The organism is Pseudomonas nabeulensis (genome assembly GCF_004682045.1).
GTDB classification, from domain to species: Bacteria; Pseudomonadota; Gammaproteobacteria; order Pseudomonadales; family Pseudomonadaceae; genus Aquipseudomonas; species Aquipseudomonas nabeulensis.
Genome location: NZ_QUZT01000012.1, coordinates 89401 through 113425, shown reverse-complemented (window position 1 = coordinate 113425; position 24025 = coordinate 89401). Strand labels below are relative to the sequence as shown.

The 24025-nt window shown below is 59.5% G+C and carries 22 protein-coding genes; 4 read left to right on the top strand and 18 right to left on the bottom strand.

What is annotated here, in order from left to right; all coding sequences use genetic code 11:
* Positions 1-112 precede the first annotated feature (112 nt).
* The 3 genes from DYL61_RS09265 to DYL61_RS09255 all read left to right on the top strand — a co-directional run bounded on the left by DYL61_RS09265 (position 113) and on the right by DYL61_RS09255 (position 1900).
* Positions 113-388, top strand: a complete 276-nt coding sequence (locus DYL61_RS09265; RefSeq protein WP_135308084.1) for a polyhydroxyalkanoic acid system family protein — start codon at positions 113-115, stop codon at positions 386-388.
* Between the two features lie 105 nt (positions 389-493).
* Positions 494-916 carry a phasin family protein gene (locus DYL61_RS09260; RefSeq protein WP_135308083.1) on the top strand — a complete coding sequence of 141 codons (423 nt, stop codon included), beginning with the start codon at positions 494-496 and terminating at the stop codon, positions 914-916.
* 12 nt (positions 917-928) lie between these two features.
* On the top strand, positions 929-1900 hold the full coding sequence (locus DYL61_RS09255; RefSeq protein WP_135308082.1) for a phasin family protein: 972 nt from the start codon (positions 929-931) through the stop codon (positions 1898-1900).
* Between the two features lie 67 nt (positions 1901-1967).
* Here the strand turns inward: DYL61_RS09255 and DYL61_RS09250 are convergent, their stop codons facing one another.
* From DYL61_RS09250 to DYL61_RS09215, 8 genes are all read right to left on the bottom strand, one after another.
* A complete protein-coding gene (locus DYL61_RS09250; protein WP_135308081.1) occupies positions 1968-2489 on the bottom strand; it encodes a fimbrial protein in 522 nt (173 codons plus the stop codon).
* Positions 2490-2508: 19 nt separating this feature from the next.
* A complete protein-coding gene (locus tag DYL61_RS09245) occupies positions 2509-3039 on the bottom strand; it encodes a fimbrial protein (RefSeq protein WP_135308080.1) in 531 nt (176 codons plus the stop codon).
* Between the two features lie 18 nt (positions 3040-3057).
* A complete protein-coding gene (locus DYL61_RS31565) occupies positions 3058-3567 on the bottom strand; it encodes a fimbrial protein (protein WP_238704552.1) in 510 nt (169 codons plus the stop codon).
* A 493-nt stretch (positions 3568-4060) separates the two neighbouring features.
* Positions 4061-5008, bottom strand: coding sequence for a fimbrial protein (locus tag DYL61_RS09235; RefSeq protein ID WP_135308078.1), 948 nt, complete (start codon positions 5006-5008; stop codon positions 4061-4063).
* A gap of 60 nt (positions 5009-5068) precedes the next feature.
* On the bottom strand, positions 5069-7633 hold the full coding sequence (locus DYL61_RS09230) for a fimbria/pilus outer membrane usher protein (RefSeq protein WP_135308077.1): 2565 nt from the start codon (positions 7631-7633) through the stop codon (positions 5069-5071).
* A gap of 103 nt (positions 7634-7736) precedes the next feature.
* Complete coding sequence (locus DYL61_RS09225) at positions 7737-8501, bottom strand: fimbrial biogenesis chaperone (protein WP_238704551.1); 765 nt, start codon at positions 8499-8501, stop codon at positions 7737-7739.
* A gap of 8 nt (positions 8502-8509) precedes the next feature.
* Positions 8510-9286: a fimbrial biogenesis chaperone gene (locus DYL61_RS09220; RefSeq protein WP_135308075.1), complete on the bottom strand. Its 777-nt coding sequence runs from the start codon at positions 9284-9286 to the stop codon at positions 8510-8512.
* A 90-nt stretch (positions 9287-9376) separates the two neighbouring features.
* Entirely contained in the window at positions 9377-9955 is a 579-nt protein-coding gene (locus DYL61_RS09215; RefSeq protein ID WP_135308074.1) for a fimbrial protein, read from the bottom strand.
* A 339-nt stretch (positions 9956-10294) separates the two neighbouring features.
* Between DYL61_RS09215 and DYL61_RS09210 the strand changes: the two genes are divergently transcribed.
* Positions 10295-10990 (top strand): response regulator transcription factor, encoded by a 696-nt coding sequence (locus DYL61_RS09210; protein WP_238704550.1) that lies wholly within the window; start codon positions 10295-10297, stop codon positions 10988-10990.
* Between the two features lie 34 nt (positions 10991-11024).
* Here the strand turns inward: DYL61_RS09210 and DYL61_RS09205 are convergent, their stop codons facing one another.
* From DYL61_RS09205 to DYL61_RS09160, 10 genes are all read right to left on the bottom strand, one after another.
* Positions 11025-11645 carry a TetR/AcrR family transcriptional regulator gene (locus DYL61_RS09205; RefSeq protein WP_135308073.1) on the bottom strand — a complete coding sequence of 207 codons (621 nt, stop codon included), beginning with the start codon at positions 11643-11645 and terminating at the stop codon, positions 11025-11027.
* Between the two features lie 27 nt (positions 11646-11672).
* The gene (gene phaC / locus DYL61_RS09200; protein WP_135308072.1) at positions 11673-13355 is read right to left on the bottom strand and encodes a class II poly(R)-hydroxyalkanoic acid synthase; all 1683 of its coding nucleotides are present in this window, start codon (positions 13353-13355) and stop codon (positions 11673-11675) included.
* Positions 13356-13443: 88 nt separating this feature from the next.
* Positions 13444-14289 carry a poly(3-hydroxyalkanoate) depolymerase gene (gene phaZ / locus DYL61_RS09195; RefSeq protein WP_105695050.1) on the bottom strand — a complete coding sequence of 282 codons (846 nt, stop codon included), beginning with the start codon at positions 14287-14289 and terminating at the stop codon, positions 13444-13446.
* Between the two features lie 162 nt (positions 14290-14451).
* Positions 14452-16131, bottom strand: a complete 1680-nt coding sequence (phaC, locus tag DYL61_RS09190) for a class II poly(R)-hydroxyalkanoic acid synthase (RefSeq protein WP_135308071.1) — start codon at positions 16129-16131, stop codon at positions 14452-14454.
* A 243-nt stretch (positions 16132-16374) separates the two neighbouring features.
* Positions 16375-16752, bottom strand: a complete 378-nt coding sequence (locus tag DYL61_RS09185; RefSeq protein ID WP_135308070.1) for a gamma-butyrobetaine hydroxylase family protein — start codon at positions 16750-16752, stop codon at positions 16375-16377.
* Between the two features lie 162 nt (positions 16753-16914).
* Positions 16915-18252 carry an ATP-dependent protease ATPase subunit HslU gene (gene hslU / locus DYL61_RS09180; RefSeq protein WP_135308069.1) on the bottom strand — a complete coding sequence of 446 codons (1338 nt, stop codon included), beginning with the start codon at positions 18250-18252 and terminating at the stop codon, positions 16915-16917.
* Between the two features lie 37 nt (positions 18253-18289).
* Positions 18290-18820 (bottom strand): ATP-dependent protease subunit HslV, encoded by a 531-nt coding sequence (gene hslV / locus DYL61_RS09175; protein WP_003171209.1) that lies wholly within the window; start codon positions 18818-18820, stop codon positions 18290-18292.
* A gap of 258 nt (positions 18821-19078) precedes the next feature.
* Positions 19079-19780, bottom strand: coding sequence for an SPOR domain-containing protein (locus DYL61_RS09170; RefSeq protein ID WP_105695054.1), 702 nt, complete (start codon positions 19778-19780; stop codon positions 19079-19081).
* A gap of 1 nt (position 19781) precedes the next feature.
* The gene (gene argS / locus DYL61_RS09165) at positions 19782-21518 is read right to left on the bottom strand and encodes an arginine--tRNA ligase (protein ID WP_135308068.1); all 1737 of its coding nucleotides are present in this window, start codon (positions 21516-21518) and stop codon (positions 19782-19784) included.
* A 149-nt stretch (positions 21519-21667) separates the two neighbouring features.
* On the bottom strand, positions 21668-23887 hold the full coding sequence (locus tag DYL61_RS09160) for a primosomal protein N' (protein WP_135308067.1): 2220 nt from the start codon (positions 23885-23887) through the stop codon (positions 21668-21670).
* Positions 23888-24025 lie beyond the last annotated feature (138 nt).

Here is a 24025-nt window from a genome sequence, read left to right as displayed (position 1 = left end):
CAGACAGACCGCGGTGGATGGATTTGGGGCGGCTTCACCACCCAGCGCGGGGCAAGCCCGCTCACTACAAGGTATAGATATTCATGAATCGCTATAAAGAGGAGTCATCGCAATGGCCCGTATAACCGTTGAGCGTGCACATTCCCTGGGTAAAGAAGGCGCTCGGGCAAAGGCCGAGAAGTTGGCGTTCAAACTCAAGGAGCAATATGGCCTTGAGTCATCGTGGTCTGGCGATACCTTGAACCTCAAGCGCTCGGGGGTAAAAGGTGCGGTATTAGTCGCCGATGATTCGCTGCGCATTGATGTGGAACTGGGGCTGTTGATGTCAGCCATGAGTGGCACCATCAAGTCCGAAATCGAAAAGGCCCTGGATAAAGCGTTGGCTTGATGGGGCCGTTGTTAGGGTGCCGATTCTAATTTTCCAGCCTACTTTGTGCCCAAGCCCTCAACTCCTGGGGGCCGTTCCTCCCCCCTTTTTCGCGTGAGGTGCACCATGGTCAAAGTTACCCTGAAGAAAAAAATCGACGCCCCGACTACTGCGTTCAGCGACGTTAGAACCTACGCCCGCAAGATCTGGCTGGCGGGTCTTGGTGCCTACGCCAAGGTGGGAAGCGAGGGCAGCGAGTACTTCAAAGAGTTGGTGAGAGTGGGTCAACATGTTGAAAGTAAAGGTAAAAAAGTTGCAGTTGAACAACTTGATGCTGCCAACAGTCAGATTGACCAAGTCAAGAGTAATGTCACCGCCGTCAAAGGTCTGGTAGAAGTTCAGCTGGATAAAGTTGAAAAAGCTTTTGATACTCGCGTAGCCAGTGCCTTGAATCGAATCGGCATTGCGTCTAAACATGACGTTGAGACACTCTCTGCTAAGCTCGAAGAGCTGACGACATTGCTAGAACGTGTCGCGCGTAAACACTAAGGAGACATCGGGATGGCTGTTAAAAAGACTACTCAGAAAGAAGGCAGCTCGTGGGTCGGGGAAGTTGAAAAATATTCCCGTAAGATCTGGCTTGCTGGTTTAGGCGTGTACTCGAAGGTTAGCAGTGACGGCGGCAAGTACTTCGAGACCCTGGTCAAGGACGGTGAGAAAGCCGAGAAGTTGACCAAAACCACCGTGGGTAAAAAAGTTGAAGCGGCCAAGGCGACTGCCGGTTCTGCCAAGTCGAGCATTTCTGACACCTGGGGCAAGTTGGAAGAGACTTTCGACAAGCGCCTCAACAGTGCCATTTCGCGACTGGGCGTACCGAGCAAGGCCGAGCTGAAAACGCTGCACAGCAAGGTCGATACCCTGACCAAGCAAATCGAAAAACTCACCGGCGCCAAAGTGGCTCCAGTGAAGGCTGCAGCCGCCAAACCGGCAGCCAAGCCTGCCGCTAAAACCGCCGCAGCTAAACCTGCAGCTAAAGCGGCCGCCAAGCCTCTGGTAAAAGCCGCGGCCAAGCCGGCAGCCAAGCCTGCTGCTAAACCTGCCGCAAAACCAGTGGCCAAAACCGCAGCCGCTAAACCTGCCGCCAAGCCTGCCGCTAAAAAACCGGTCGCTGCTAAAGCTGCTGCCAAACCCGTGGCTAAGCCTGCTGCCAAGGCTGTGGCAAAACCGGCCGCCAAACCGGCTGCCAAGCCAGCGGCCAAAACGGCAGCGGCCAAACCAGCTACTGCTAAACCTGCCGCCAAGCCAGCTGCCGCTAAACCGGCTGCCAAACCGGCAGTAACCAAACCAGCGGCAAAACCTGCCGCCGCCAAGAAACCTGCGGTAGCCAAAAAGCCTGCGGCAGCCAAGCCGGCCGTCGTGGCCAAGCCTGCGCCTGCACCGACGGCTTCTACTGCCAACTCGGTGTCTGCACCAACGCCTGCTGTTGCTCCAACGGCAACGCCGGTTACTTCGACGCCGTCCAGTCAGTCCTGAGATTAGCGAGATACAAAAATGCCCGGCCATTTATGGTCGGGCATTTTTGTGTGAGCCAAAGCTATCTTCAGTTGTAAGAGATGGCGACCGTGACCACGCTGACCAGGGTGCCAGATTTGACCGATGTGCCATTTTTATAATACGAGGCGGTCATCGGTAGCACGGCTTTTTGGCCGCTGGTTGCGATATGACGCGTGCGCTCAGCGGGCGAACCGTTGGCCGGAATGTAGGCGACATTTCGATGGGAAAGCGAGAGTGCCGTCCCGGTAGCGGTACCGGTATTCGCAAAAAGTGCACCGTTTCCAGTGGCCGGCGTACCGGTGAACAGAAAGGACACCGTACGAATATCGGATTCGCAATCGGCGGTCAGATCAAAAGGCTGAATGCCCACTTCGTTGGCGGCGTCGAAGTTGGAGACTTTCACCGTTGGCAAGGTGATTGTTCGGTTCACATCTCCGGCTGCCAGATTACATGTACCGGCATTGACTTGGCCTCTGAAGGTCAAGGTTCCGGTAGTCGCCGCCTGCACCGACTGGGCGGCCAGACTCGCTGTGATTGCCAACAATAAAGGCAGGGTTCGTAGGCTCATTAAAGTCTCCCGTCCGGCATCAGTTGTAGGTGATCGAAACGGTCATCGTGCTGGCAAATGTGCCCGCAGTGATCGGTACACCGGTTTTGTGGTAGCTCGCTCTTAATGGAATGACGGCTTTTTTGTTGCTTGTCGCAATCGTTCGGCTGCGCTCGGCTTCCGTGCCGTTGGCTGGAATGGTTGCGCTAGAAATGGGCGCCCGGCCTCTCAACCAAAGTGCTGTACCGTCCGAGGTGCCGGTATTGGAGAAAAGTGTGGGGCTCGCTGTTGAAGGGGTGCCTGTAAACAGAAAGATAACGTTGCGAATATCTGTCTCGCATTCGGCGGACATCTCGAAGTCGATCGCGCCGGCTTGCGAGCTCGACTCAAAGTCGGGAATCTTGACTGTCGGCAGCGTGACCGTTCGGTTCACATCCCCGGCCACCAGATCGCAGGTGCCGGCGTTGACCTGTCCTGTGAAATTCAGGGATCCGTTCGTGGCGGCTTGTGCCGTATTGATGGCCAGGCTTGTGGCGATCGCCAGCAGGAAAGGCAGGGTTCGTATCAACATGGGGTACTCCTTGGGGTTTTAGTTGTAGGTAATGTTGACGGTGGCGGTACTGACCAACGTGCCTTGGCGGACCGTACCGTTCTTGTGATAAGCCGCGCCGAGTGGCAACACTGCTCGGTTGCCGGAAACTGCCAACGTGCGCGTGCCGTTATTGCTGATGGTGGCGGGCACGCCGTTGATGCGTGAATACAGCCGCAGCGCTACCCCGCCAGCCGAACCCGTATTGGCAAAGAACTCAGGGCTCCCGGGGGCAGGTGTACCCGCAATACGAAAGGTCACGTTGGTGGCATTGCTGCAGTTAGCGCTTAACTCGAAGTTGTGAGCGCCTGCGCTGATCGCGTTGTTAAAGTCGCTGACCCCGACGGAGGGAAGGACAATGATGCGGTTGATGTCTCCGGCTGCCAGGTCACAGGTGACGATGGGCCTGATAAACCGTACCGGGCTGCCGAGTTGCAGGCGGAAAGTGTTTGAAGACTTGAGCCATTTACGTTCGATGAAGTAGCCAGCGGGTACTGTCCCGCTTGTCACTGGCCCGATCTTATAGAAAGTGGCTTCTGCCCCAGTGAAACTAGGGACCGGGCCGGTTACCAAGGACCGAGGTGAGCTATGAAGCTCATAAAGTGAGTTGCCTCCGTCGCTCGAGGTCATCCTTACAGCTACGCCGACGCCTGGCACCTCGGTGGGGTAGGTTCCATGGTTATGGTTGTTCGGATAACGTCCGTTCGTCCATCGCGATGCCAGTAAGCATGTAGCAGTCCAGCCAGGGGCCGTTCCTGAAAATGCCTGGCGAGAGATGACACTTCCTACAGGAAGGCTGTCAGGCACAGTGATAGTCGCCGGCAGGTTCAGAGTGAACGTATCGTTCTGATAGCGAGTACAGGTCGCCTGAGCCGTCATTGACATTCCAATGCCCAGCAACGCCCACAAACATTTGATCTGATACTTCATCCTCACTCCCAAGAGCCCTGTGCCTTTGTTTAATTCCGAAGTGCTGCGCTCAACCTGGCTCGGCTGACCGTTTTCAGTTGTAAGTAATGTTGACTGTGGCGGAACTGAGCAGCGTGCCTTGGCTGACTGTGCCGGTTCTGAAGTAGGCCGCTCCCAGGGGTAGTACCGAGCGATTGCCTGACACCGCAACGGTCCGGGTACTGTCTGTACCATCGGCACGGATGGTTTGGTTCACGCCGTTGATCCGGGAGTACAGCCATAGGGCAACACCGCCGGCAGTGCCGGTATTGGCAAAGCGCCAAGAGTCTGTGGCGGCAGGCTGGCCGGAAAAGCGAAAGGTGACATTTGAGGCGTCGGTGCAATTGGCCGTCAGTTCGAAGTTGTGTTCGCCTGCGGAGACGGCGTCTTTTAGAGCGCTGGTCTGTATGGGCGGAAGCGTAATGATGCGGTTGACGTCACCGGCCGCGAGGTCGCACGTGGCAACTGGTCTGACGAAACGCACCGAGTTGCCTTGTTCCAGGCGAACACGCTCAGTACGACCCAGCCATTTCTTCTCCCAGTAGTACCCGGCGGGTACGGTGCCGCTAGTGACAGGTCCAATTTTATAGAACGTGGCTTCAGCACTGGTAAAGCTGGGGACCTTCCCGTAAACGTATTGCATAGGCTGGTCATAAAGAGCGAAGGCTGCTGGCCCTCCTCCGGCCCACGTCATTGTGACTTTCACACCCACGCCTGGAACTTCGGTGTAGTAGGCGCCCGTACTCGGGTCTTGCTGTCGTTGATAGCGCCCGATGATCCAGCTTTGGACGGCGACGGGGCAATCGGCAAAATAAGCAGGTGCCGTGCCGCTGAAACGCTGACGGGTAATGACACCTCCGACAGGAATGCTGTCGGGCACGGTGATAGTCGCTGGCAGGTTCAAGGTGAATGTATCGTTCTGGTACCTGTCGCACTGCGCTTGGGCAGCGATGGGCACGCAGAAAACCGATAACGTTGAAACGAGCTTGATGAAGTGCTTCATCTCGACCTCGCATTGGAAGCTGAATATTTGAGCGCGCGTGGCGCCGTTACTTGCAGTTGATCAATCATGTGCACTGGCTCGGCAAGTACCGGCATCCAGTTGACGCAGTCGACTCACTGCCTCCGACCCTGACTTCTCACTCAAGCTGTATTGCAACCTGCATGTGGCGTTGTCGTTGCTGCCCCACTTGACGGTCAGCTCTCCCTGCGGTCGCGCGACGCGCACAAACGCCTTGCCGCCCTGGCCGACAATGCCCACGCTGTTGCCCTCTTCATCGAACACGTCCGAGCCAAACGGCATTGGGCTGCCATCCTCACGCAGTGCTGTGACCAGGAGGGCTTGGCCGCTGACGGTGTCGAATTGCAGCTTCACCACGGAGCCCGCGCGCGGTGCGACGTTTTGCGAGGCAGTCTTGAGTTCGACGTCGACGGAGAGGTCTTTGGGGTCCAGTTCAACCACGTTCTGGCGATAGGGTGCGAGATGGGGCACTACCGCGTAACCGCTCTTGCCAACCTGGGAGCCGTGATTGCCATTGATCCGCGCACCCTGTGCGTCAGGTGCCTGAACGATGCCGATCGTGTCACCCAGCTCGGGGGCAAACGTCACGCCGCCGCTGTGGGCGACGATGCCGCCGGTGACACCGAAGGACATCGCGCGATAGTCATTGCTCTGCCCATAACCGGCGGACAGCACGCCGTGGCTTGCCTGGTATTTCATATCGGCACTGGTGGAGGTGCCAATGCTCTGTGTGTGGCTGGCGCCCACGCCATAGGTGAACTCGTTACGTTCACCCAGGGTGCCCCCGAGGTTCACGCGTTCACCGCTGCTCTGGTTACCGTGGAAGGCCGTGGTGGTCATTGTCGGCGCGCGGCCGCCGCTGCCCAGCGGCAGGCTCACGCTCAGCTCCACCTGTTTGTCTACCCGGTCGCTCAGCAGGTCCTTGGTACGCTGGGCGCTGAGGGTGTAGTGCATGCCTTTCCAATTGCTGGTGTAGCCGGCGGTGAAGGTCAGGTTGCCGCTTTCGCGGTTCCAGTAGTTCTGCATGGAACCGGTGACGTAGACGGAGCCCTTGCCTACTGCCTGGTTGAGGCTGATGTCCATTCTGTCGCGCAGGCGCGATACGTTGTCCAGGTCGAGTCCGTCGATGGCCAGGTCGCGTACGAGAGCTGCGTCGCGCACGCTCAGGAAGCCCTCGGTGGAGTAGCGGTACGCACCGAGGGCAAAGTGAGTGCCGGACTCGGTGAAGTTCTTGCTGTAGCGCAGCTGCACGCTTTGCCCGTCTCGTGAACCATGCCCCGGCAGGTGGGCACTCGAACGGGTCAGGTCAAGCGACACCGCACCCACTGGCGTGTTGAAGGCTGCGCCTATCAATTGTGAGTTGTAATCCTCACCCATGACCGTTCCGGTGTAGCCGGTCAGCAGATTGCTCAGACCATGCTGGTAGGTGGCCTGCATCATGGTCGGCGGGTGGCGCAACCCAATCTCATCCAACTGGCCAACACTCAGTGAGTAGCGGTTGTAGCCCGGACGCAGCAGGTTGGCGTTGGTGGCAAACGGAACGATGAACTCGCGCTGGCGTCCGTCGGCCTCGGTGACGGTCACGGTCAGGTCACCGCCATAGCCGGTGGCAAACAAGTCATTGAGCACAAACGGGCCAGGGGCGACCGACACTTCATCCAGCAATACGCCGCGCTGGCGTACGGTGACCCGTGCGTTGGTCTCCGCAATGCCGCGTACCACAGGGGCAAAACCGGTCAGGGAGTCCGGTAGCATGCGGTCATCGGTATACAGGCTGATGCCACGCAGGCGTACGCTGTCGAACAACTCGCCCGAAGTGAAGATCTCGCCCGCTACCACTTGTGACTTCAACGCGGTCCAATCGCGTTGCACATACGTGCTACTGCTTTGGTAGCCGGAGGTGGTATCGGTGGCACTGTAGCTACCGTTATGGCGAAAGTGCCAGTCGCCCAGGTTGAGGCCTGTATTGACACCCAGGTAATTGGAGTTGAATGAGCGCCCTTTTGTCTGTGTAGTAAAGGTGTTGGCGTTGTAGCGTACAAAGGCGGCGTCAACACCGCTGTCCCAGTGCTGCGGGTCGACATAGCCGCGCGCTTTGCGTGCCAGGTAAATCTGCGGCACCTGCAGGCTCAGTCGGTTTTCACCAGGGTCGAATTGGCTGTTGGCACCTGGCAGGTAGGTGCCGATATCAGCGCAACTGACAAACGCAGCCGGGGTGGCTTCACCGGCCTCGGCCGATTGTCTTTGCGCCGCGTCCAAGTCGATACCGAGTCGAAGTAACGCGTCACGTTCCAGGCACATCTGCGCGGAGTTCTGGCCTTCGACCGCGACGAACGACAACGTCTCGCGCCCGTTCCACTGGCCATTGAGGTAAACGTCGGTACGGTAGCTGCCGGGCAGTACGACGTTACCCTGACTGAATCTTGATATGTCGATCTGCTGGCCACCCGTGTCCGGAAAGAACGCCGGGTTGAATTCAACGTTTTCGTTAGCTTGGGCACCCACGACATGGGCGCCGCTGAGCAGCAACAAACAACGCGCCAAAAGCGTCAAACGATGACTTTCCAAGGGCCGAAATCTTACGCTGGCTGGCGTGTTCAAAGTCATGTTTACCATTCCCAGAAAGAGGTGCTGTCCGAATTTGGGCAAAGGGAATCCCTGCCTCGAAAAATGGGCATCAAACGAACGTTGTTAGTGAGTCAGTAAGGGGTTAGGACGAGATCTTGGCGCTGTGTGATGTCACCACTCCAAAATCATCCAGTGTCTGGAACTCGACAGTAGCCGTGCCGCTGGGCGGTGCCTTGAGGCTGGGTAGCGCGAAACGGTTACGTCCTCCAGGTACCACCATGTTCTCTGCGCCCGAAACACTTGCCTCGCGAGCGTGTCGCTGTTTTGCGTCAAGCAATTCGATCTGATCGAATGTGACGTGATAAGGGCTGGGGTTATAGACCTCCAGCGCTTGGCCCAGCTCGGCGGGTACTCGACGCCATTGCAGCTTTCCAGGCGCAGCCTCGACGTCGTAAGGCAGATTTGGCGGGCGGAAAAACAGTTTTATCCGGGATCGAAAGGCGAGCTGCAGTTGGTTGCTTTGTTGGGTGTCCTGGGATTGTGCTGGGATTTCCAGCAGGTTGAACCAGAACAGGCTCTCCTGGGTCGACGGCAGGTCTGCACCGGTATAGGCCAGGCGCACCACCTGTTGCTTGCCCGGTTCCATGCGAAAGATCGGAGGCGTGGTGACAAAGGGAATGCCCGCCGACTCAGGCGTCGAATGCTCGTCACCGCTGTCCAGCCATGCCTGGACCAGTACCGGCGCCTGGTTTTTACTTTCCAGCCGAACCGTCACCTCTTTGTCGTTCTGCGGGTAGATGATCCGGGTGTTGTTGATGACAACGCTGGCGTGGGCGCCAATGCTGAACAGTGCCAATGTTAAGGCCACGAACTTGGCTGGCAGGTTTGCAAAGGAGAGTGGGTGCATGGCGGCATTCATCTGGCGGCTGAAGGGGTGAGGTCGGCCGAGTGGCGCACTCGGGCGCCGAGGTCGCTGATGGCGGTAAATTCGACTTTGGCCGAGCCACTGGGGCGATTGCGCAATGAGGGCAGCGCAAACACTTTTACGTCACCGGCGGGCGTCAGCAGGCTGTCGTTGATATCGGCGTTCGGCGCTTTGCTGAAGCGCTTCCCTTCACTGAGCAAGTCCACCTCGGTGAGTGCGATATGGTACGGCGTGGGGTTGGTCGCCTGCAGGGCGAAACCCTGGTCATGGGGCACCAGCTCCCAGCGGACTTTCGAAGGGGCGCTGGCGACAGGGTAGGGCAGAGAAGGGGGGCGGAAAAACACTCGCAAACGGTTACGGAATGCCAGTTCGATCTGGTTGTTCTGCTCGGAGCCTGCAGTCACCGGGGGAACCTCCAGCACGTTCAGCCAGTACAGGCTTTCACGATCAGTAGCCGAGGACTCGCCCGAATGGCGCAAACGCAATGCCTGTTGCTGGTTGGGTTCGATCCGGAAAATAGGCGGCGTCAGGGTAAAGGGCGTCTGCGACGTCGACGGTGTGGAGCGCAGGTCACCCGTATCCAGCCAGGTTTGCACAAGCGCCGGCCGATCACCTTTGTTCTCCAGGCGCACCACGACTTCCTGCTGTTCGGCCGGGTAGATCACGCGCGTGCCATAAATAATGATGCCTGCTTGGGCTGGCAACGCTTGTAGCGCCAACGATGCGACCGTACAGGTGGCAAGCGCGAGGCGGGCCAGTGTTTTCATAATCCGTGTCTCTTTGAAACTGAAGTGGGACCTGCGGGATTACCACAGGCCCGTTGCGTGCAAAGCCTGTGGATACAGGCCCCGTGCTATTTACGGGTTGATGACCGTAAAGCCCACGCGGGTTTTGACGGCGCCTTCGGTTGCGGCACCGGTGGCATACATTTGCGCCGCCAGAGGGATGATGGCCTGGTTGTCGACGATGACCACGCCTTTGGATTTCTCGGTGTAAAGGTGGATCGGCGAACCATCGCCGTTGGTCACTTCCACCTGGACGTTCTTGGCATTAATGGTGTCTTCCGGGTCACTGTGGCCGTCGATGCGCAGGCGTCCGCTCGCAACGTCGATGAGTGGGCTGGTAGGGTCGAACAACACCACGACGGTGCGGCCGTTGACGCAGGCACCTTCGCCTGGTGATCCGACACGAATACTGAAGCCCGTCAGGTTGGCGCGGTCACCTGCCTTCGCCAAGCGTGCGGCTGAGACGCCGCCCATATTGACGTCCTTGACCACCGCGCCAGTACCTGGCGCAACGCCTTCGACGGAGCAGGTCACGTCGTTCACCTGCCCAGCGAAGTTGATGGTGCCGTCAATGCCGGCGTAGGCGGATTGCGAGACTGCAGCGGCCAGGGCAATAGCGGCTGCCGCGGCGGAGAGAACGTTGGCTTTCATAGCATTCCTATATTCATAAGTTATGGGTGTCCCGTCACTGGGGCACAGGTAAACCTCACCTGTAGTTTGTGGATAAGATTCGGGTTGACGGGCAGGAGTAATTTCGCTCTGTGCAGGAATAATGCCTATAGAGAAGTAGCGAGTTTTATCTCGTGATTGTTCGAAAATTCATATGTTGATTAAAAATAATTGTATTTACTTTGCTTTGTACGATGTGGCTGTAAGACTGCGCTGAAAGATCCGTCCTTATTGTGTTCTTGTATTGATCCTGGCGTTTGGCTGGGATATACCGCTCAAAGTAAATAAAGAACGGCTGTCATTACTTCTGCGGGTTTCTTGATGCCTACTTCAATTTCCAAGATGTATACCGTCATGCTTCTGGATGATCATGAGATGGTTCGGCAGGGGATCGAGTTGGGGCTGAGCAAGGAGGCCGACCTGGATGTCATCGGGTCGTTCGGCACCGGTAAGGATCTGCTTGATGCGCTGGCCCAACGGCCTGCGGATGTGGTCGTCATGGACTTTATCCTGGGGCCGTCCGACCTTGATGGCCTCAGTTTGATCCGAACGCTCAACCGCAGGTTCAAGCGGTGCAAACCCGTGGTCGTGTCATCGCATTACACGCCGGCCACCGTTTCACTGGCGCTGAAAGCAGGAAGCCGTGGGGTGTTGGGCAAGACCCAGAAGCTCACCGAATTGATCGCTGCCATCCGAACGGTTGCCCAGGGACGTATCTACCTGCAGCCCTGTATGCTGCCGGCACTACAGGGTGTGCAGCGCATGTTTGATGTGAACAATATGAAATCGAAGGTGGAGCTTTCGGCTCCCGTGCGCCTGAACGCTTGCCTTACCCCCAAAGAACAGGAAGTTTTACGTTGCTTCTTGGATGGCATGTCCGTGAATTCAATTGCGGCCAAGTTCTCCCGCAGTGCGAGTACGATCAGCACCCAAAAACAGTCGGCCTATCGAAAGTTGGGTATAAAGTCTGACAGCGAACTCTTCAAGTTTACACAGCAGTTTGGGGAGCCAAGTTGATTTGGTTGTAAGAATCTTTTCTTGTTGTTGTAAGTTAGATCGGGCTGTCCAAGTAGCGCATCGCCAATCGCTCTGTCGCTTGTCTTGCTGGCGGCAATAGATGCGACGCCACTAGCATCATGATCTGGTAGACCACTACTTGAACTTCGCCCACACGGTCGAGGATTCGCTGATAATCCAGAGAGAACAACAAGGTCAGGGTGATCTGTTCCACCAATTGCCCCAGTGCCTGGGTATCACTGACCAACTGTCCTGCCGCTTTCAGTCGCGCGAGAAGCGAGGCGAGGGTGCGTTTAAGCGCTGTGAGCAGGCTGCGAATGCCTTTGGCCAGCTTTGGCAGGCGCCCCGTCAGGTTGGACAGGTCCTGGAACAGAAACCGGTAATGGGCCATGCGCTCGACGATCAGGTGCAAGAACAGCCAGTAGTCCTGCGCCTCCAGTTGTGCATCCGCCGGCGGGTCGAGCAGGGGCGCGAGCTCGTTCTGGAAGCGCTCGAACAGCCCGAGCACCAGCGGCTCCTTGCCGTGGAAGTGGTAGTAGAGGTTGCCGGGACTGATCCCCATTTCATTGGCTACCTCCATGGTCGATACGTTGGGTTCGCCCTTTTGGTTGAATAACAGCAGGGCGCATTCAAGGATACGGTCGCGGGTCTTCATCCGATTTTCTTAATCTGATCGTTGAGCTCAACGCACCCGCACGTAGGTGCCTGGTGCTGCTTCCATCGGTGGGTAATTCTGGTTGCCCAGGGCGGTGAGGGTTTCGCGCTGTACGCCAGAGCGTTGCTGGATCCACTCCAGCCATTGTGGCCACCAACTGCCTTCGACGTGGTTGGCGTCGTAATACCAGGCGCGAGGGTCGCTGCTCAGCTTGGGGTTTTCGACGTAGTTGGCCTTTGGGTTGCCCGGCGGGTTGAGGATGCTCTGGATATGCCCGCTGTTAGCCAGCACGAAGCGCCGTTCACCCCCCAATAATTGAGTGGAGCGATACACCGCGTCCCACGGCGTGATGTGGTCGTTGATCCCGGCCACGCTGAAACTGTCCACCGTGACCTTCTGCAAGTCGATGGGCGTGCCGCATACCTCAAGGCCGCCGGGGTGGCTCAGCGGGTTGTGCTTGAAGAAGTCCAGCAGGTCACCGTGCAGTGCGGCCGGCAGGCGTGTGTTGTCGTTGTTCCAGTACAGGATGTCGAAGGCCGGCGGTTCCTTGCCCAGCAGGTAATTGTTGATCCAGTAGTTCCAGATCAGGTCGTTGGGGCGCATCCAGGCGAACACCTTGGCCATGTCGCGGCCGTCCAGCACGCCTTGCTGGTAGGAACGACGCTTGGCGGCTTCCAGGGTTTGTTCGTCGGCGAACAGGGTGGCGGGGCTGTCGATCTGGCTGTCCAGCAGGCTCACCAGGTAGCTGGCGCTGGAGATGCGCCGCAACTGGCGCTTGGCTTGCAGGTGGCCTTGCAGGGCGGCTATGGTCAGGCCGCCGGCGCAGGCGCCCATCAGGTTGACCTCACGGGCGCCGGTGATGGCTCGGCAAACGTTGAGTGCTTCCTCCAGTGCCGCGACGTAGGTGGATAGCCCCCATTCACGATGACGAACGTCCGGGTTGCGCCAGCTGACCATAAACGTCTGCAATCCGTTTTTAAGCGCGTACTGCACAAAGCTGTTGGCCGGGCTCAGGTCGAAAATGTAGTACTTGTTGATTTGCGGCGGCACGACCAGCAGGGGTTTGGCGTGTTGCTTTTCGCTCATGGGCTTGTACTGGATCAGCTCCAGCAATTCATTGCGAAACACCACTGAACCGGGGGTAGTGGCAACCGTCTTGCCCACTTCGAAGGCGTGCTTGCTCACCTGGCGCGGCAGGCCGTTGTTGTGCAACAGGTCTTCAAACAGATGGGTGACGCCACGCACCACGCTGTTGCCGCCGGAGTTGAGCAACTCCTTGACGGCCAGCGGGTTGAGCAGCGTGTTGGACGGCGAAACCGCATCGTTGAGCAGGGAGAACGCGAAGTGCGCTCGTGCCCGGTCATCAACGCTCAGGGCGCTGTCATCGATCCAGTGACGCGTTTGTTTCTGCCAGCTCAGATAGGCCTGCAGGCTGCGTCGATAAAGTGGGTTGAGCTTCCAGGTGGGGTCGGCGAAGCGGCTGTCGTGGGGGTTGGGCTCATGCACGGTTTCGCCCAGCAGCACGCGGCCCAGTTGACCACTCAAGGCCCAGGCGTGACGGGCGGTATGCAGCGGGTTGCGCAAGCCATGGGCGGCCACGCTGCGCAGGGTCGACAGCAGGTCTTTCCCGCGCAGGCCAGTGATCGCATTTTGCGCATTGATAAACGCGGCCGGGGTGGGCGCCGGGTTCGTCACGGGTCTTTCTCGCATGAGCCAACACTCCTTCGTCAAGCCATCAAACGGGCACGCCAATTCAGAACCATAGCCGGTTCCTGGCAAGTTGCTCGGCGGTGTGTCCCTACACCGCTGGTCGCGGATGAATCACCGCGCGCATACGCTCCTCTTGCAGAAACTTCATGATGATCGGCGCCACGGCCTCAGCCCGGGTGATCAGGAACAGGTGGCCGTCATCGATGATGTGCAGCTGCGCGTTGGGAATGCGCCAGGCCAGCATGCGCATGTTGATCAGCGGGATCAGCGGGTCGTCATCCCCCGCCAGCACCAGGGTGGGTTGGCGGATCTTGTGCAGCCAGTGGATGCTGGTCCAGCCCAGCCCGGCGAACAGTTGCCAGTAGTAACCCAACTTGCCGGCCGAGCGCACTTTGGCGGCATGCTCGGCGGCCAGTTTCGAATCGCGGCGGAACGAGCCGCCATAAATCATCGGCGCAATGCGCACCACGTGGGACGGTTGAATGTAACGGCGCGGGCTGGCCATCAGCCATAGCACTTTCGGCTTGCCTGGCACCATGACCGCACCCGCCGCTGTGGCAGCCAGGATCAGCTTCTTGCAGCGTTCCGGGTAGTCGTAGGCAAACTGCTGCGCCAGTGCGCCGCCCCAGGACACGCCCACCGCGTTTACCTGGCCGTAGTCGAGGTAATCGAGCATGCGTGCGGTGAGCTTGGCCAGGCCAGGAAAGCGGTAGGGTCGGTTCGGTGTGGAAGAACCGCCCACACCGGGCACATCGAAGGCGATCACTTCCAGATCCGGGTCCAGGGCCTGGACGAACGGAAACACCAACTCAAGGTTGGCACCGATGCCATTGAAGATCAGCAGCGGTGTCAGGTGAGGCTTGCCCGGGCGCACCGCCGTTCGGATAGTCTGGCCATCCAGGTCGATGGTACGGAAGATGAACGGTTGCGGCATGTTCAAGCCCTGTGAAGTGTGACAGCCGGAATGCGGTCAATGTGGGAGGGGCGGTGCGACGATTCGACTTGCCCCCGATGGCGGTGTGTCAATTTCAAATGTTGTGCCTGACACTCTGCTATCGGGGGCAAGCCCCCTCCCACATTTGGATCTCATTTCAATTTAGCGTTCGTGTACGTAGGTGCCCGGCGCCGCTTCGGCCGCGGCGTAGGTTTTATTACCCAAACTTGTCGGTGCTTTCTTCAACTTCCCCGCCCGCTCCGCCTGCCACGCCTGCCAATGCAGCCACCACGAATCAGTATGCTTGGTGGCATTCTCCTGCCAGTCCTGAGCGTTGCCGGTCAGACTGTCGCTGGTCTGGTAGCGCGCCTTGGGGTTGCCCGGCGGGTTGAGAATGCTCTGGATATGTCCACTGCTGGACAACACAAACTCCACCTTGCCGCCAAACAGCTGTGCCGATTTGTAGCAAGACGGCCAAGGCGTGATGTGGTCGTTGGTGCCGGCCAGTGAGTAGATGTCCGCCGTGACCTGCTTGAGGTCGATCGGCGTGCCGCACACTTCCAGTGCGTTGGCGCGTACCAGCGGATTGTTTTTGAACAGCTCGATCAGGTCGCCGTGGAACGCCGCCGGCAAGCGTGTGGTGTCGTTGTTCCAGAACAGGATGTCGAACACTGGCGGCTCATTGCCCAGCAGGTAATTGTTGACCCAGTAGTTCCAGATCAGGTCATTGGGGCGCATCCACGCAAACACCTTGGCCATGTCGCGGCCTTCCAGCACGCCGGCCTGGTAGGAGTGGCGCTTGGCCGCCTCCAGGGTCTGTTCGTCGACAAACAGCGCCACCTGGGTGTCCAGTGTGGTGTCGAGCACGCTGACCATCAGGGTCAGGGCGTTGACCTTCTTCTCCCCCAGCGCCGCGTAATGACCAAGCAGCGCGGTGCAGGTGATGCCACCCGAGCAGGCACCGAGCATATTGATGTCTTTGCTGCCAGTGATCGCGGTGACCACATCCACCGCTTCCTTGAGCGCTTCGATATAGGTGGAGAGGCCCCACTCACGCTGGGCCTTGGTCGGGTTGCGCCAACTGACGATAAAGGTTTGCTGGTTATTGCGCAGGCAGAAGCGCGCCAGGCTTTTATCCGGGCTCAGGTCGAAGACGTAGAATTTATTGATCTGTGGCGGCACCACCAACAGCGGGCGCTCGTGCACCTGTTCGGTGATCGGCTTGTACTGGATCAACTCCAGCACGTCGTTGCGAAACACCACGGCGCCTTCGGAGGTGCCCAGGGTCTTGCCCACTTCAAAGGCGCCCATGTTGACCTGGCTCGGCATGCCGCCGTTGTGCACCAGGTCTTTGGCCAGATGGGACAGGCCATCGAGCAGGCTCTTGCCGCCGGTTTCAAAGAAGCGCTTGACCGCCGCCGGGTTGGCCGCGCTGTTGGTGGGGGCCATGGCTTCGGTCATCAGGTTGATCACAAAGTGGCCGCGGCTGATGTCCTGGTCCGACAGGTTGCTGTCGCCGATCCAGTCGTGCAGTTCCTTGCGCCACGCCAGGTAGGTTTGCAGGTAGCGTTTGTAGAGCGGGTTCTGGCTCCAGGCCGGGTCATGAAAGCGACGGTCGTCGTTCTCCGGCACCAGTTGGGATTTGCCGAACATTACATTCTTGAGTTCGACGCCGAAATGGGCGACATGCTTGACGCTGTGCAACGGTTGCTTGATGGCTTGGGTCAGCACCATCTTCGCCGAGGCGAGTAAATCCTTTTTACGTAACGCGATGATCGGGTTGAGCCCCAGGGTGTTCTCCGAGGCCTGGCGTTTCAAGTCATCGTTGTTCTTGTTACTCATCTACGACGCTCCATTGTCCGAAAGACGAGTACCGGCTTGCTGTATCCACATCAAATACACGACACGCCAGGTACTGCGACTCGGGTGACCGTTGATACCGCATCGTCAAATGCAGGGAACTTGCCAGTTCCACTGGTTACCCGAGTTTAATTTTTTTCGCAAGCGGGCCAATCGTTGGCCACGAGACTGGGCATTCAAGCAGATGAAATTAGAAAATGCCCACTAATGAGCAAGAGGCTTGGGCTAGAGCATCAGCCGCACGACCGATTCGCTTGGGTCGCGGGTTTTGCCAGCGGCTTTGAGTTCAGCCAGGTAGTCGGCCCACAGCTCATCCTGACGCACGGCCAGCTGGTAGAGGTAGTCCCAGGTGAACAGTCCGCTGTCATGGCCATCGTCGAAGGTCAATTTCAGTGCGTATTGGCCGGCGGGTTCGATCTTGGTCAAGCGCACGTTGAGCTTGCCGAATTGCAGGATGGGCTTGCCGTGGCCCTGGACCTCGGCGGAAGGCGAGTGGGTGCGCAGCAGTTCGGCGGGGAGTTGGTACACCTCGTCGGGGCCGTAGGTGAGGCCGAGGGTGTTGGAGGTTTTGTGCAGGTTTACAGCAGTAGGAAATTTGGTCATGGCAATAATCCTGAAGAAACCGGCGTCAAAATGTGGGAGGGGGCTTGCCCCCGATAGCAGTGTGTCAGTCAGCATATACCTGTCTGACAGATCGCTATCGGGGGCAAGCCCCCTCCCACATTGGAGCAAAGCACATTGATGCAAAGCGCTTCTGTGTGTGGATTACAGAATATACCGCGACAAGTCTTCGTTCTGCGCCAATTCGCCCAAGTGGCTGTTGACGTATTCAGCATCGATCTTGATCAGCTCGCCATTCTGCGCCCCGGCCAAATCGCCCGCACTGAAGGACACTTCCTCCAGCAAACGCTCCAGCAAGGTGTGCAAACGACGCGCACCAATGTTCTCGGTCTTCTCGTTGACCTGCCAGGCAATCTCCGCCAGACGCTTGATCCCATCCGGCTGGAACTCGATGCCCAGGCCTTCGGTTTTCAGCAGCTCACGGTACTGTTCGGTCAGCGAAGCGTGTGGCTCGCTGAGGATGCGCTCGAAGTCGCCTGGCGTCAGCGCCTTGAGTTCAACGCGAATCGGCAGACGGCCTTGCAGCTCCGGCACCAGATCGCTCGGTTTGCTCAGGTGGAACGCACCCGAGGCAATAAACAGGATGTGGTCGGTCTTGACCATGCCCAGCTTGGTGTTCACGGTGCAGCCTTCGATCAGCGGCAGCAGGTCGCGCTGTACGCCTTCGCGGGACACGTCCACGCCACCGGCATTGCCGCGCTTGGCCACCTTGTCGATCTCATCGATAAACACGATGCCGTGCTGTTCGACCGCTTCCAGGGCCTTGGCCTTGAGTTCTTCCTCATTTACCAGACGTCCGGCTTCTTCGTCGCGCACCAGTTTCAGCGCTTCCTTCACCTTGAGCTTGCGGCTCTTTTTCTTGCCCTTGCCCATGTTGGAGAACAGGTTCTGCAACTGGCTGGTCATTTCTTCCATACCCGGTGGGGCAGAGATGTCGACGCCGGAGATTTCGGCAACTTCGATCTCGATTTCCTTGTCATCCAACTGGCCTTCACGCAGGCGTTTGCGGAACAGTTGGCGAGTGTTGGAATCCGAGGCCGGTGCGGCGTCTTCGTTGAAGCCCATGCGTGCCGGGGGCAGCAGGGCATCGAGGATACGTTCTTCGGCAGCGTCTTCGGCGCGGTGGCTGACCTTGGTCATTTCCTGTTCGCGCAACAACTTCAGCGCCGCATCGGCGAGGTCACGAATGATCGATTCGACATCGCGGCCTACGTAGCCCACTTCGGTGAACTTGGTGGCTTCGACCTTGATGAACGGTGCGTTGGCCAGCTTGGCCAAACGACGGGCGATCTCGGTTTTACCGACGCCTGTAGGACCGATCATCAGGATGTTCTTCGGCGTTACTTCAACGCGCAGTTCTTCGGGCAGTTGCATCCGGCGCCAGCGGTTACGCAGTGCGATGGCAACGGCGCGCTTGGCATCGTCCTGGCCGATGATATGGCGGTTAAGTTCATGGACGATTTCGCGGGGAGTCATGGACATAGTGTTTGGCGGCCTCAAGCGGGAATAAGCCTACGGCTTACTCGGCGAGGTCCTGCTCCTCAATGGTCTGGTTGTGGTTGGTGAACACGCAGATATCGCCGGCGATGCCCAAGGCGGTCTCGACGATTTCACGGGCCGACAGGTCGGTTTTCTTCAACAGCGCGCTGGCCGCAGCCTGGGCGTAGCCACCGCCGGAACCCATGGCGATCAGGCCATGTTCAGGCTCAACCACGTCACCGTTGCCAGTGATGATCAGGGACGCGTCTTTGTTGGCCACGGCGAGCATGGCTTCCAGGCGGCTGAGGGAACGGTCGGTGCGCCATTCTTTGGCGAGCTCGACGGCGGCGCGCACGAGGTGGCCCTGGTGTTTTTCCAGCTGGCCTTCGAAACGCTCGAAGAGGGTGAAGGCGTCGGCGGTAGCGCCGGCAAAGCCTGCGAGAACCTGACCGTGGTACAGGCGACGCACTTTCTTGGCGTTGCCTTTCATCACGGTGTTGCCCAGGGAAACCTGGCCGTCGCCGCCCATGACGACTTTGCCGTGGCGACGTACTGAAACGATGGTGGTCAAGGGGAGAGTCTCCACGCAGCGGGGCGAAAATGCCCTGATGGAAACTGATATGGGGGTGGTGGGGGGGATTTCAACTGCGGGGGTTTATGGCGGACGAGTGGTGCTCACTGGTCTGACACACATTCCAGAGCGTCGCAAAACCAAATGTGGGAGGGGGCTTGCCCCCGATGGCAGTGTGTCAGTCACCGAAGATGTTGACTGATCTACTGCTATCGGGGGCAAGCCCCCTCCCACATTTAGATCTATGTTGAGCATGAATCAGCGGCTCTGGCGTTGTTGTAACAACAGGTTGCTAAAGCCCGCACCGGCCAATTGCTTCTGTGCCACGGTCAACTGTTCACGATTGCTGAACGGCCCCACCAACACGCGATACCAGGTCGCATCCTTCACCGTGCCAGATTCCACTGACACCGACTGGCCCAACAGAATGATCTGCGCCCGCACACGATCCGCGTCCGCCTGTTTCGGGAACGAGCCCGCCTGCAGGAAGAACTTGGTCACCGGTGCCGCCTTGGTCTCTGCCACCGGCGGTGCTGGCGGCGGGGTGATCCCGGCCAGCGCAGCCTGTGCCCGCGCCGTGTCGATTTTCGCCGCTTCTGCTGGGGTAACCGGCGTAGTCGGTACTTGCGGCGTCGGCAGGGTTTTCTCCGGCACGGCGTCTGGCGGCACGATCACTTCCGATTCCGGCAACAGCGTGTAGAAGTCGTACTTAGGCTTCACCGGTGCAGTCGGACTCGGCGCAGTCTTGTTGGCTTCGGCCATTTTCGTGGCCTTCTGCTGTTCCTGCTTCACGCGTTTTACGTCGTCACCCTTGCCCGGATCCAGTTTCATCAGGAACACGATAAACGCGCCGACCGTCAGGCCGATGGCCATCCACAACCAGCCCGGGATCGGTTTTTTCGCCGGGGCTTGGTAGCGGCTGGCGCCGCGCTTGGGTGCAGGTTTTTTCTTGGCAGCCAACTTACATACGCTCCAGGGTTTCCAGGCCCAACAGTTCCAGGCCTTGCTTGAGGGTCCGTCCAGCCAGTGCGGCGAGGCGCAGGCGGCTTTGTTTCTGGGCTTCGTCGTCGGCGGTGAGGATCGGGCAGTTCTCGTAGAAGCTGGAGAACAGGCCGGCGACTTCGTACAGGTAGGTGCACAGGATGTGCGGTGTGCCTTTCTCGCCAACGCTGTTCAGCACTTCGCCGAATTGTGCCAGCTTGGCGGCCAGTTCCTGTTCGTGTGGGGCGTCCAGCACGATATGCCCTTCCACTTCGCTGAAATCCTTGCCCAGCTTGCGGAATACGCCGGCCACACGGGTGTAGGCGTACAGCAGGTATGGCGCGGTGTTGCCTTCGAAGTTGAGCATCAGCTCAAAGTTGAAGCTGTAGTCGCTGGTACGGTGTTTGGACAGGTCGGCGTATTTCACCGCGCCAATGCCCACCACACGGGCGATATTGCGCAGGTCGGCCTCGGCCAGCTCCGGGTTCTTTTCCTTCACCAGGTTGTAGGCACGTTCCTGGGCTTCGGTCAGCAGGTCGATCAGCTTTACGGTGCCGCCGTCGCGGGTCTTGAACGGGCGGCCGTCGGCGCCGTTCATGGTGCCGAAGCCCATGTGTTCCATGTGCATCGGGTGGGTGATGAAGCCCGCACGACGTGCCACTTCAAACACCTGCTGGAAGTGCAGGGCCTGGCGCTGGTCAACGAAGTACAGCGCACGGTCGGCCTTGAGCACGCCACTGCGGTAGCGCACGGCCGCCAGGTCGGTGGTGGCATACAGGTAGCCGCCATCGGCCTTGACGATGATCACCGGCAGCGGCTCGCCATCGGCGGTCTTGAATTCTTCGAGGAACACGCACTGCGCGCCGTTGCTCTCGACCAGCAGGCCCTTGGCCTTGAGGTCGTTGACCACGTTGATCAGGTCGTCGTTGTAGGCGCTTTCGCCCATCACATCGGCCATGGTCAATTTAACGTTGAGCAGTTCGTAGATTTCCTGGCAGTGGGACAGGGAGATTTCCCGGAAGCGGTTCCACAGCGCCAGGCATTCCTCGTCACCGGCTTGCAACTTGACCACCAGGCCACGGGCACGGTCGGCGAACTCTTCGGACTCGTCGAAGCGCTTTTTGGCGGCGCGGTAGAAGTTCTCCAGGTCCGACAGCTCGTTGCTGGTGATGGGGTTCTCTTGCAGGTAGGCCATCAGCATGCCGAACTGGGTGCCCCAGTCGCCGACGTGGTTCTGGCGGATCACGGTGTCGCCGAGGAACTCCAGCACCCGTGCCACGCCGTCGCCAATGATGGTCGAGCGCAAATGGCCCACGTGCATCTCTTTGGCCAGGTTCGGTGCCGACAGGTCAATGGCTACGCGCTCCAATGGGCCGGCCTTGCGTACGCCAATTTTAGGATCGGCCAGGGCGGCATCGAGGCGCGCAGCCAGGGCCTGGGTGTTCTGGAAGAAGTTGATAAAGCCTGGGCCGGCGATGTCGGCCTTGCTGACGCTCTCGTCGGCAGGCAGCGCGGCGATGATTTTTTCCGCCAGGTCGCGGGGCTTCATGCCGGCCGGCTTAGCCAGCATCATTGCGATGTTGCTGGCGAAGTCGCCGTGGGTCTTGTCACGGGTGTTTTCCACCTGGATCGCCGGCGTCAGGCCTTCAGGCAACACACCTTCGTTGACGAGTTGGGTGAGGGCTTGTTGGATCAGCTGGCGAATGGTGTCTTTCATGGTGTTCTCTTTGTGCCGCAAGCGGCGGCGCGCGATGCGCAGGTGGAAAAACTGGGCATTATCCGTGGCGAGGGCGGGCTTGCCAACCTTCGAGCAAGCTTCACGGACGATTAACCTGTGGCGAGGGAGCTCCCTCGCCACAGAGGTGATCAATACAAATCTACCGGGTCTACGTCCAACGACCATCGCACCTGCCGGCCACTGGGCATTTGCTCTAGGGCAAGTAACCAGCTACTTAATAGCCGATGCAGCGGTGCGCGGGACGTCGCCTGCAAGAGTAGCTGAGCGCGGTAGCGGCCGGCACGGCGCTCCATGGGGGCGGGGACCGGGCCGAGCAGCTCGATGCCGCTCAGACCCAGCTCGCCGAGCAAACGTTCAGCGGCGCTGCAGGCTTCATCCAGGAAGCTCTCGGCCTGCCCCGGTTTGTGCGCTTCGGCCCGTAGCAGCGCCAAATGGGAAAACGGCGGCAGGCCCGCAGCGCGGCGCTCACTCAGCGCTTGTTCGGCGAAGGCAAAGTAGCCTTGTTCTGTCAGCTGAATCAGCAACGGGTGGTCGGCCAAATGGGTCTGGATAATCACCTTGCCCGGTTCTTCGGCGCGGCCCGCACGCCCCGCGACCTGCACGATCAACTGCGCCATGCGCTCGCTGGCGCGGAAGTCGCCGGAGAACAAGCCACCGTCGGCGTCCAGGATCGATACCAGGGTCACTCGTGGAAAATGGTGCCCTTTGGCAAGCATCTGCGTGCCGATCAGGATGCACGGCTGGCCTTTCTGGATGGTGGCGAACAGCTGGTTCATCGCGTCTTTGCGCGAGGTGCTGTCGCGGTCGACCCGCAGCACCGGGAAATCCGGGAACAGAATGCCCAGGCGTTCTTCGGCGCGTTCGGTGCCGGCGCCGACGGGGCGCAAATCGACTTTGCCGCACTGCGGGCAGTGGCGCGGCACCCGCTCCACATGGCCGCAATGATGGCAACGCAGCTCGCCGTAGCGCTGGTGCACGGTCATGCGCGCATCGCAACGCTCGCATTCGGACATCCAGCCACAGTCATGGCACAGCAACGTCGGCGCGAAACCGCGACGGTTGAGGAAGACCAATACCTGTTGGCCAGCGGCGAGGGTCTGGCCGATGGCTTGTTGCATCGGCCCGGAAATACCGCTGTCCAGCGGGCGGCTTTTGACATCCAGACGCAGGAAACGTGGTTGTTTGGCGCCACCGGCCCGCTCGTTGAGGCGTAGGAGGCCGTAACGCCCGGTGTAGGCGTTGTGCAGACTTTCCAGGGACGGCGTGGCCGAGCCCAGCACAATCGGGATGTCTTCCTGGCGTGCGCGCACCAGCGCCAGGTCACGGGCGTGATAGCGCAGGCCTTCCTGCTGTTTATAGGAGCCGTCGTGCTCTTCGTCGATGATGATCAGCCCGGGGTTTTTCATCGGGGTGAACAGCGCCGAACGGGTGCCGATAATAATGTCGGCTTCGCCATCCCGTGCCGCCAGCCAGGATTCAAGGCGCTCGCGGTCGTTGACGGCCGAGTGCACCAGGGCGATGCGCGCATTGAAGCGCTGTTCGAAACGCGCCAGGGTCTGCGGGCCCAGGTTTATCTCGGGGATCAGCACCAGCGCCTGTTTGCCAGCCTGCAGGGTTTCGCGGATGAGCTGCAAATAGACTTCGGTCTTGCCGCTGCCGGTGACACCGGCCAGCAGGAAGGCGTGGAAACTGTCGAAGCCCGCGCGGATCGCTTCGTACGCTGCGCGCTGTTCCGGGTTCAGCGGCAATTCCGGTTGGGCCAGCCAGTGTTCGTGGCGCGGGTCGGGCGCATGCTTGCGGATTTCCACCTGCACCAGACCCTTGGCCAGCAGCAGGTCGAGGCTGTCTTTGCTCAGCATCAGCTTGCTTAACAGCTGATGGGCCACGCCGTGGGGATGCTGAGCCAGGGTGGCCAGGGCTTCGCGCTGGCGCGGGGCGCGGGCGATGCGCGGGTCGTCGAGGCGTGCGCCGGGCACCATCGACCAAAAGCGTTCCTGGCGCGCTTCGGCCAGCTCGCCTTGGCGCAGCAGCACCGGCAGCGCCCAGCTCAGGGTGTCGCCGAGGCTGTGCTGGTAATACTGGGCGGTCCACAGGCACAGCTTGAACAGTGCGGGCGGCAGCGGTGGCGTGGCGTCGAGCATGGCCAGCGCGGGCTTGAGCTTTTCGGCCGGCACTTCGCTGTGGTCGGCCACTTCCACCAAAATGCCGATCATCTCCCTGCGGCCAAACGGCACGCGCACGCGCATGCCCGGTTGCAACTGCGCCCGCAGCACGCCGGCCGGGGCCCGGTAATCGAACAGGCGGCGCAGGGGCGAGGGCAGGGCTAGGCGCAAAATGGCGTCGGGCACGCGGGGGGTCTCATCTATTAAAGGCAGGCGGTGGCGCAGGGGCGGGAGCCTAGCAGACCGGGGAGGGCTTGGGGTAGCCGATGGTTTTCTGATGAAAGGAAGGTTTGCGCCCCAAGCGCCGCTTGCGCGTTTAAAAAG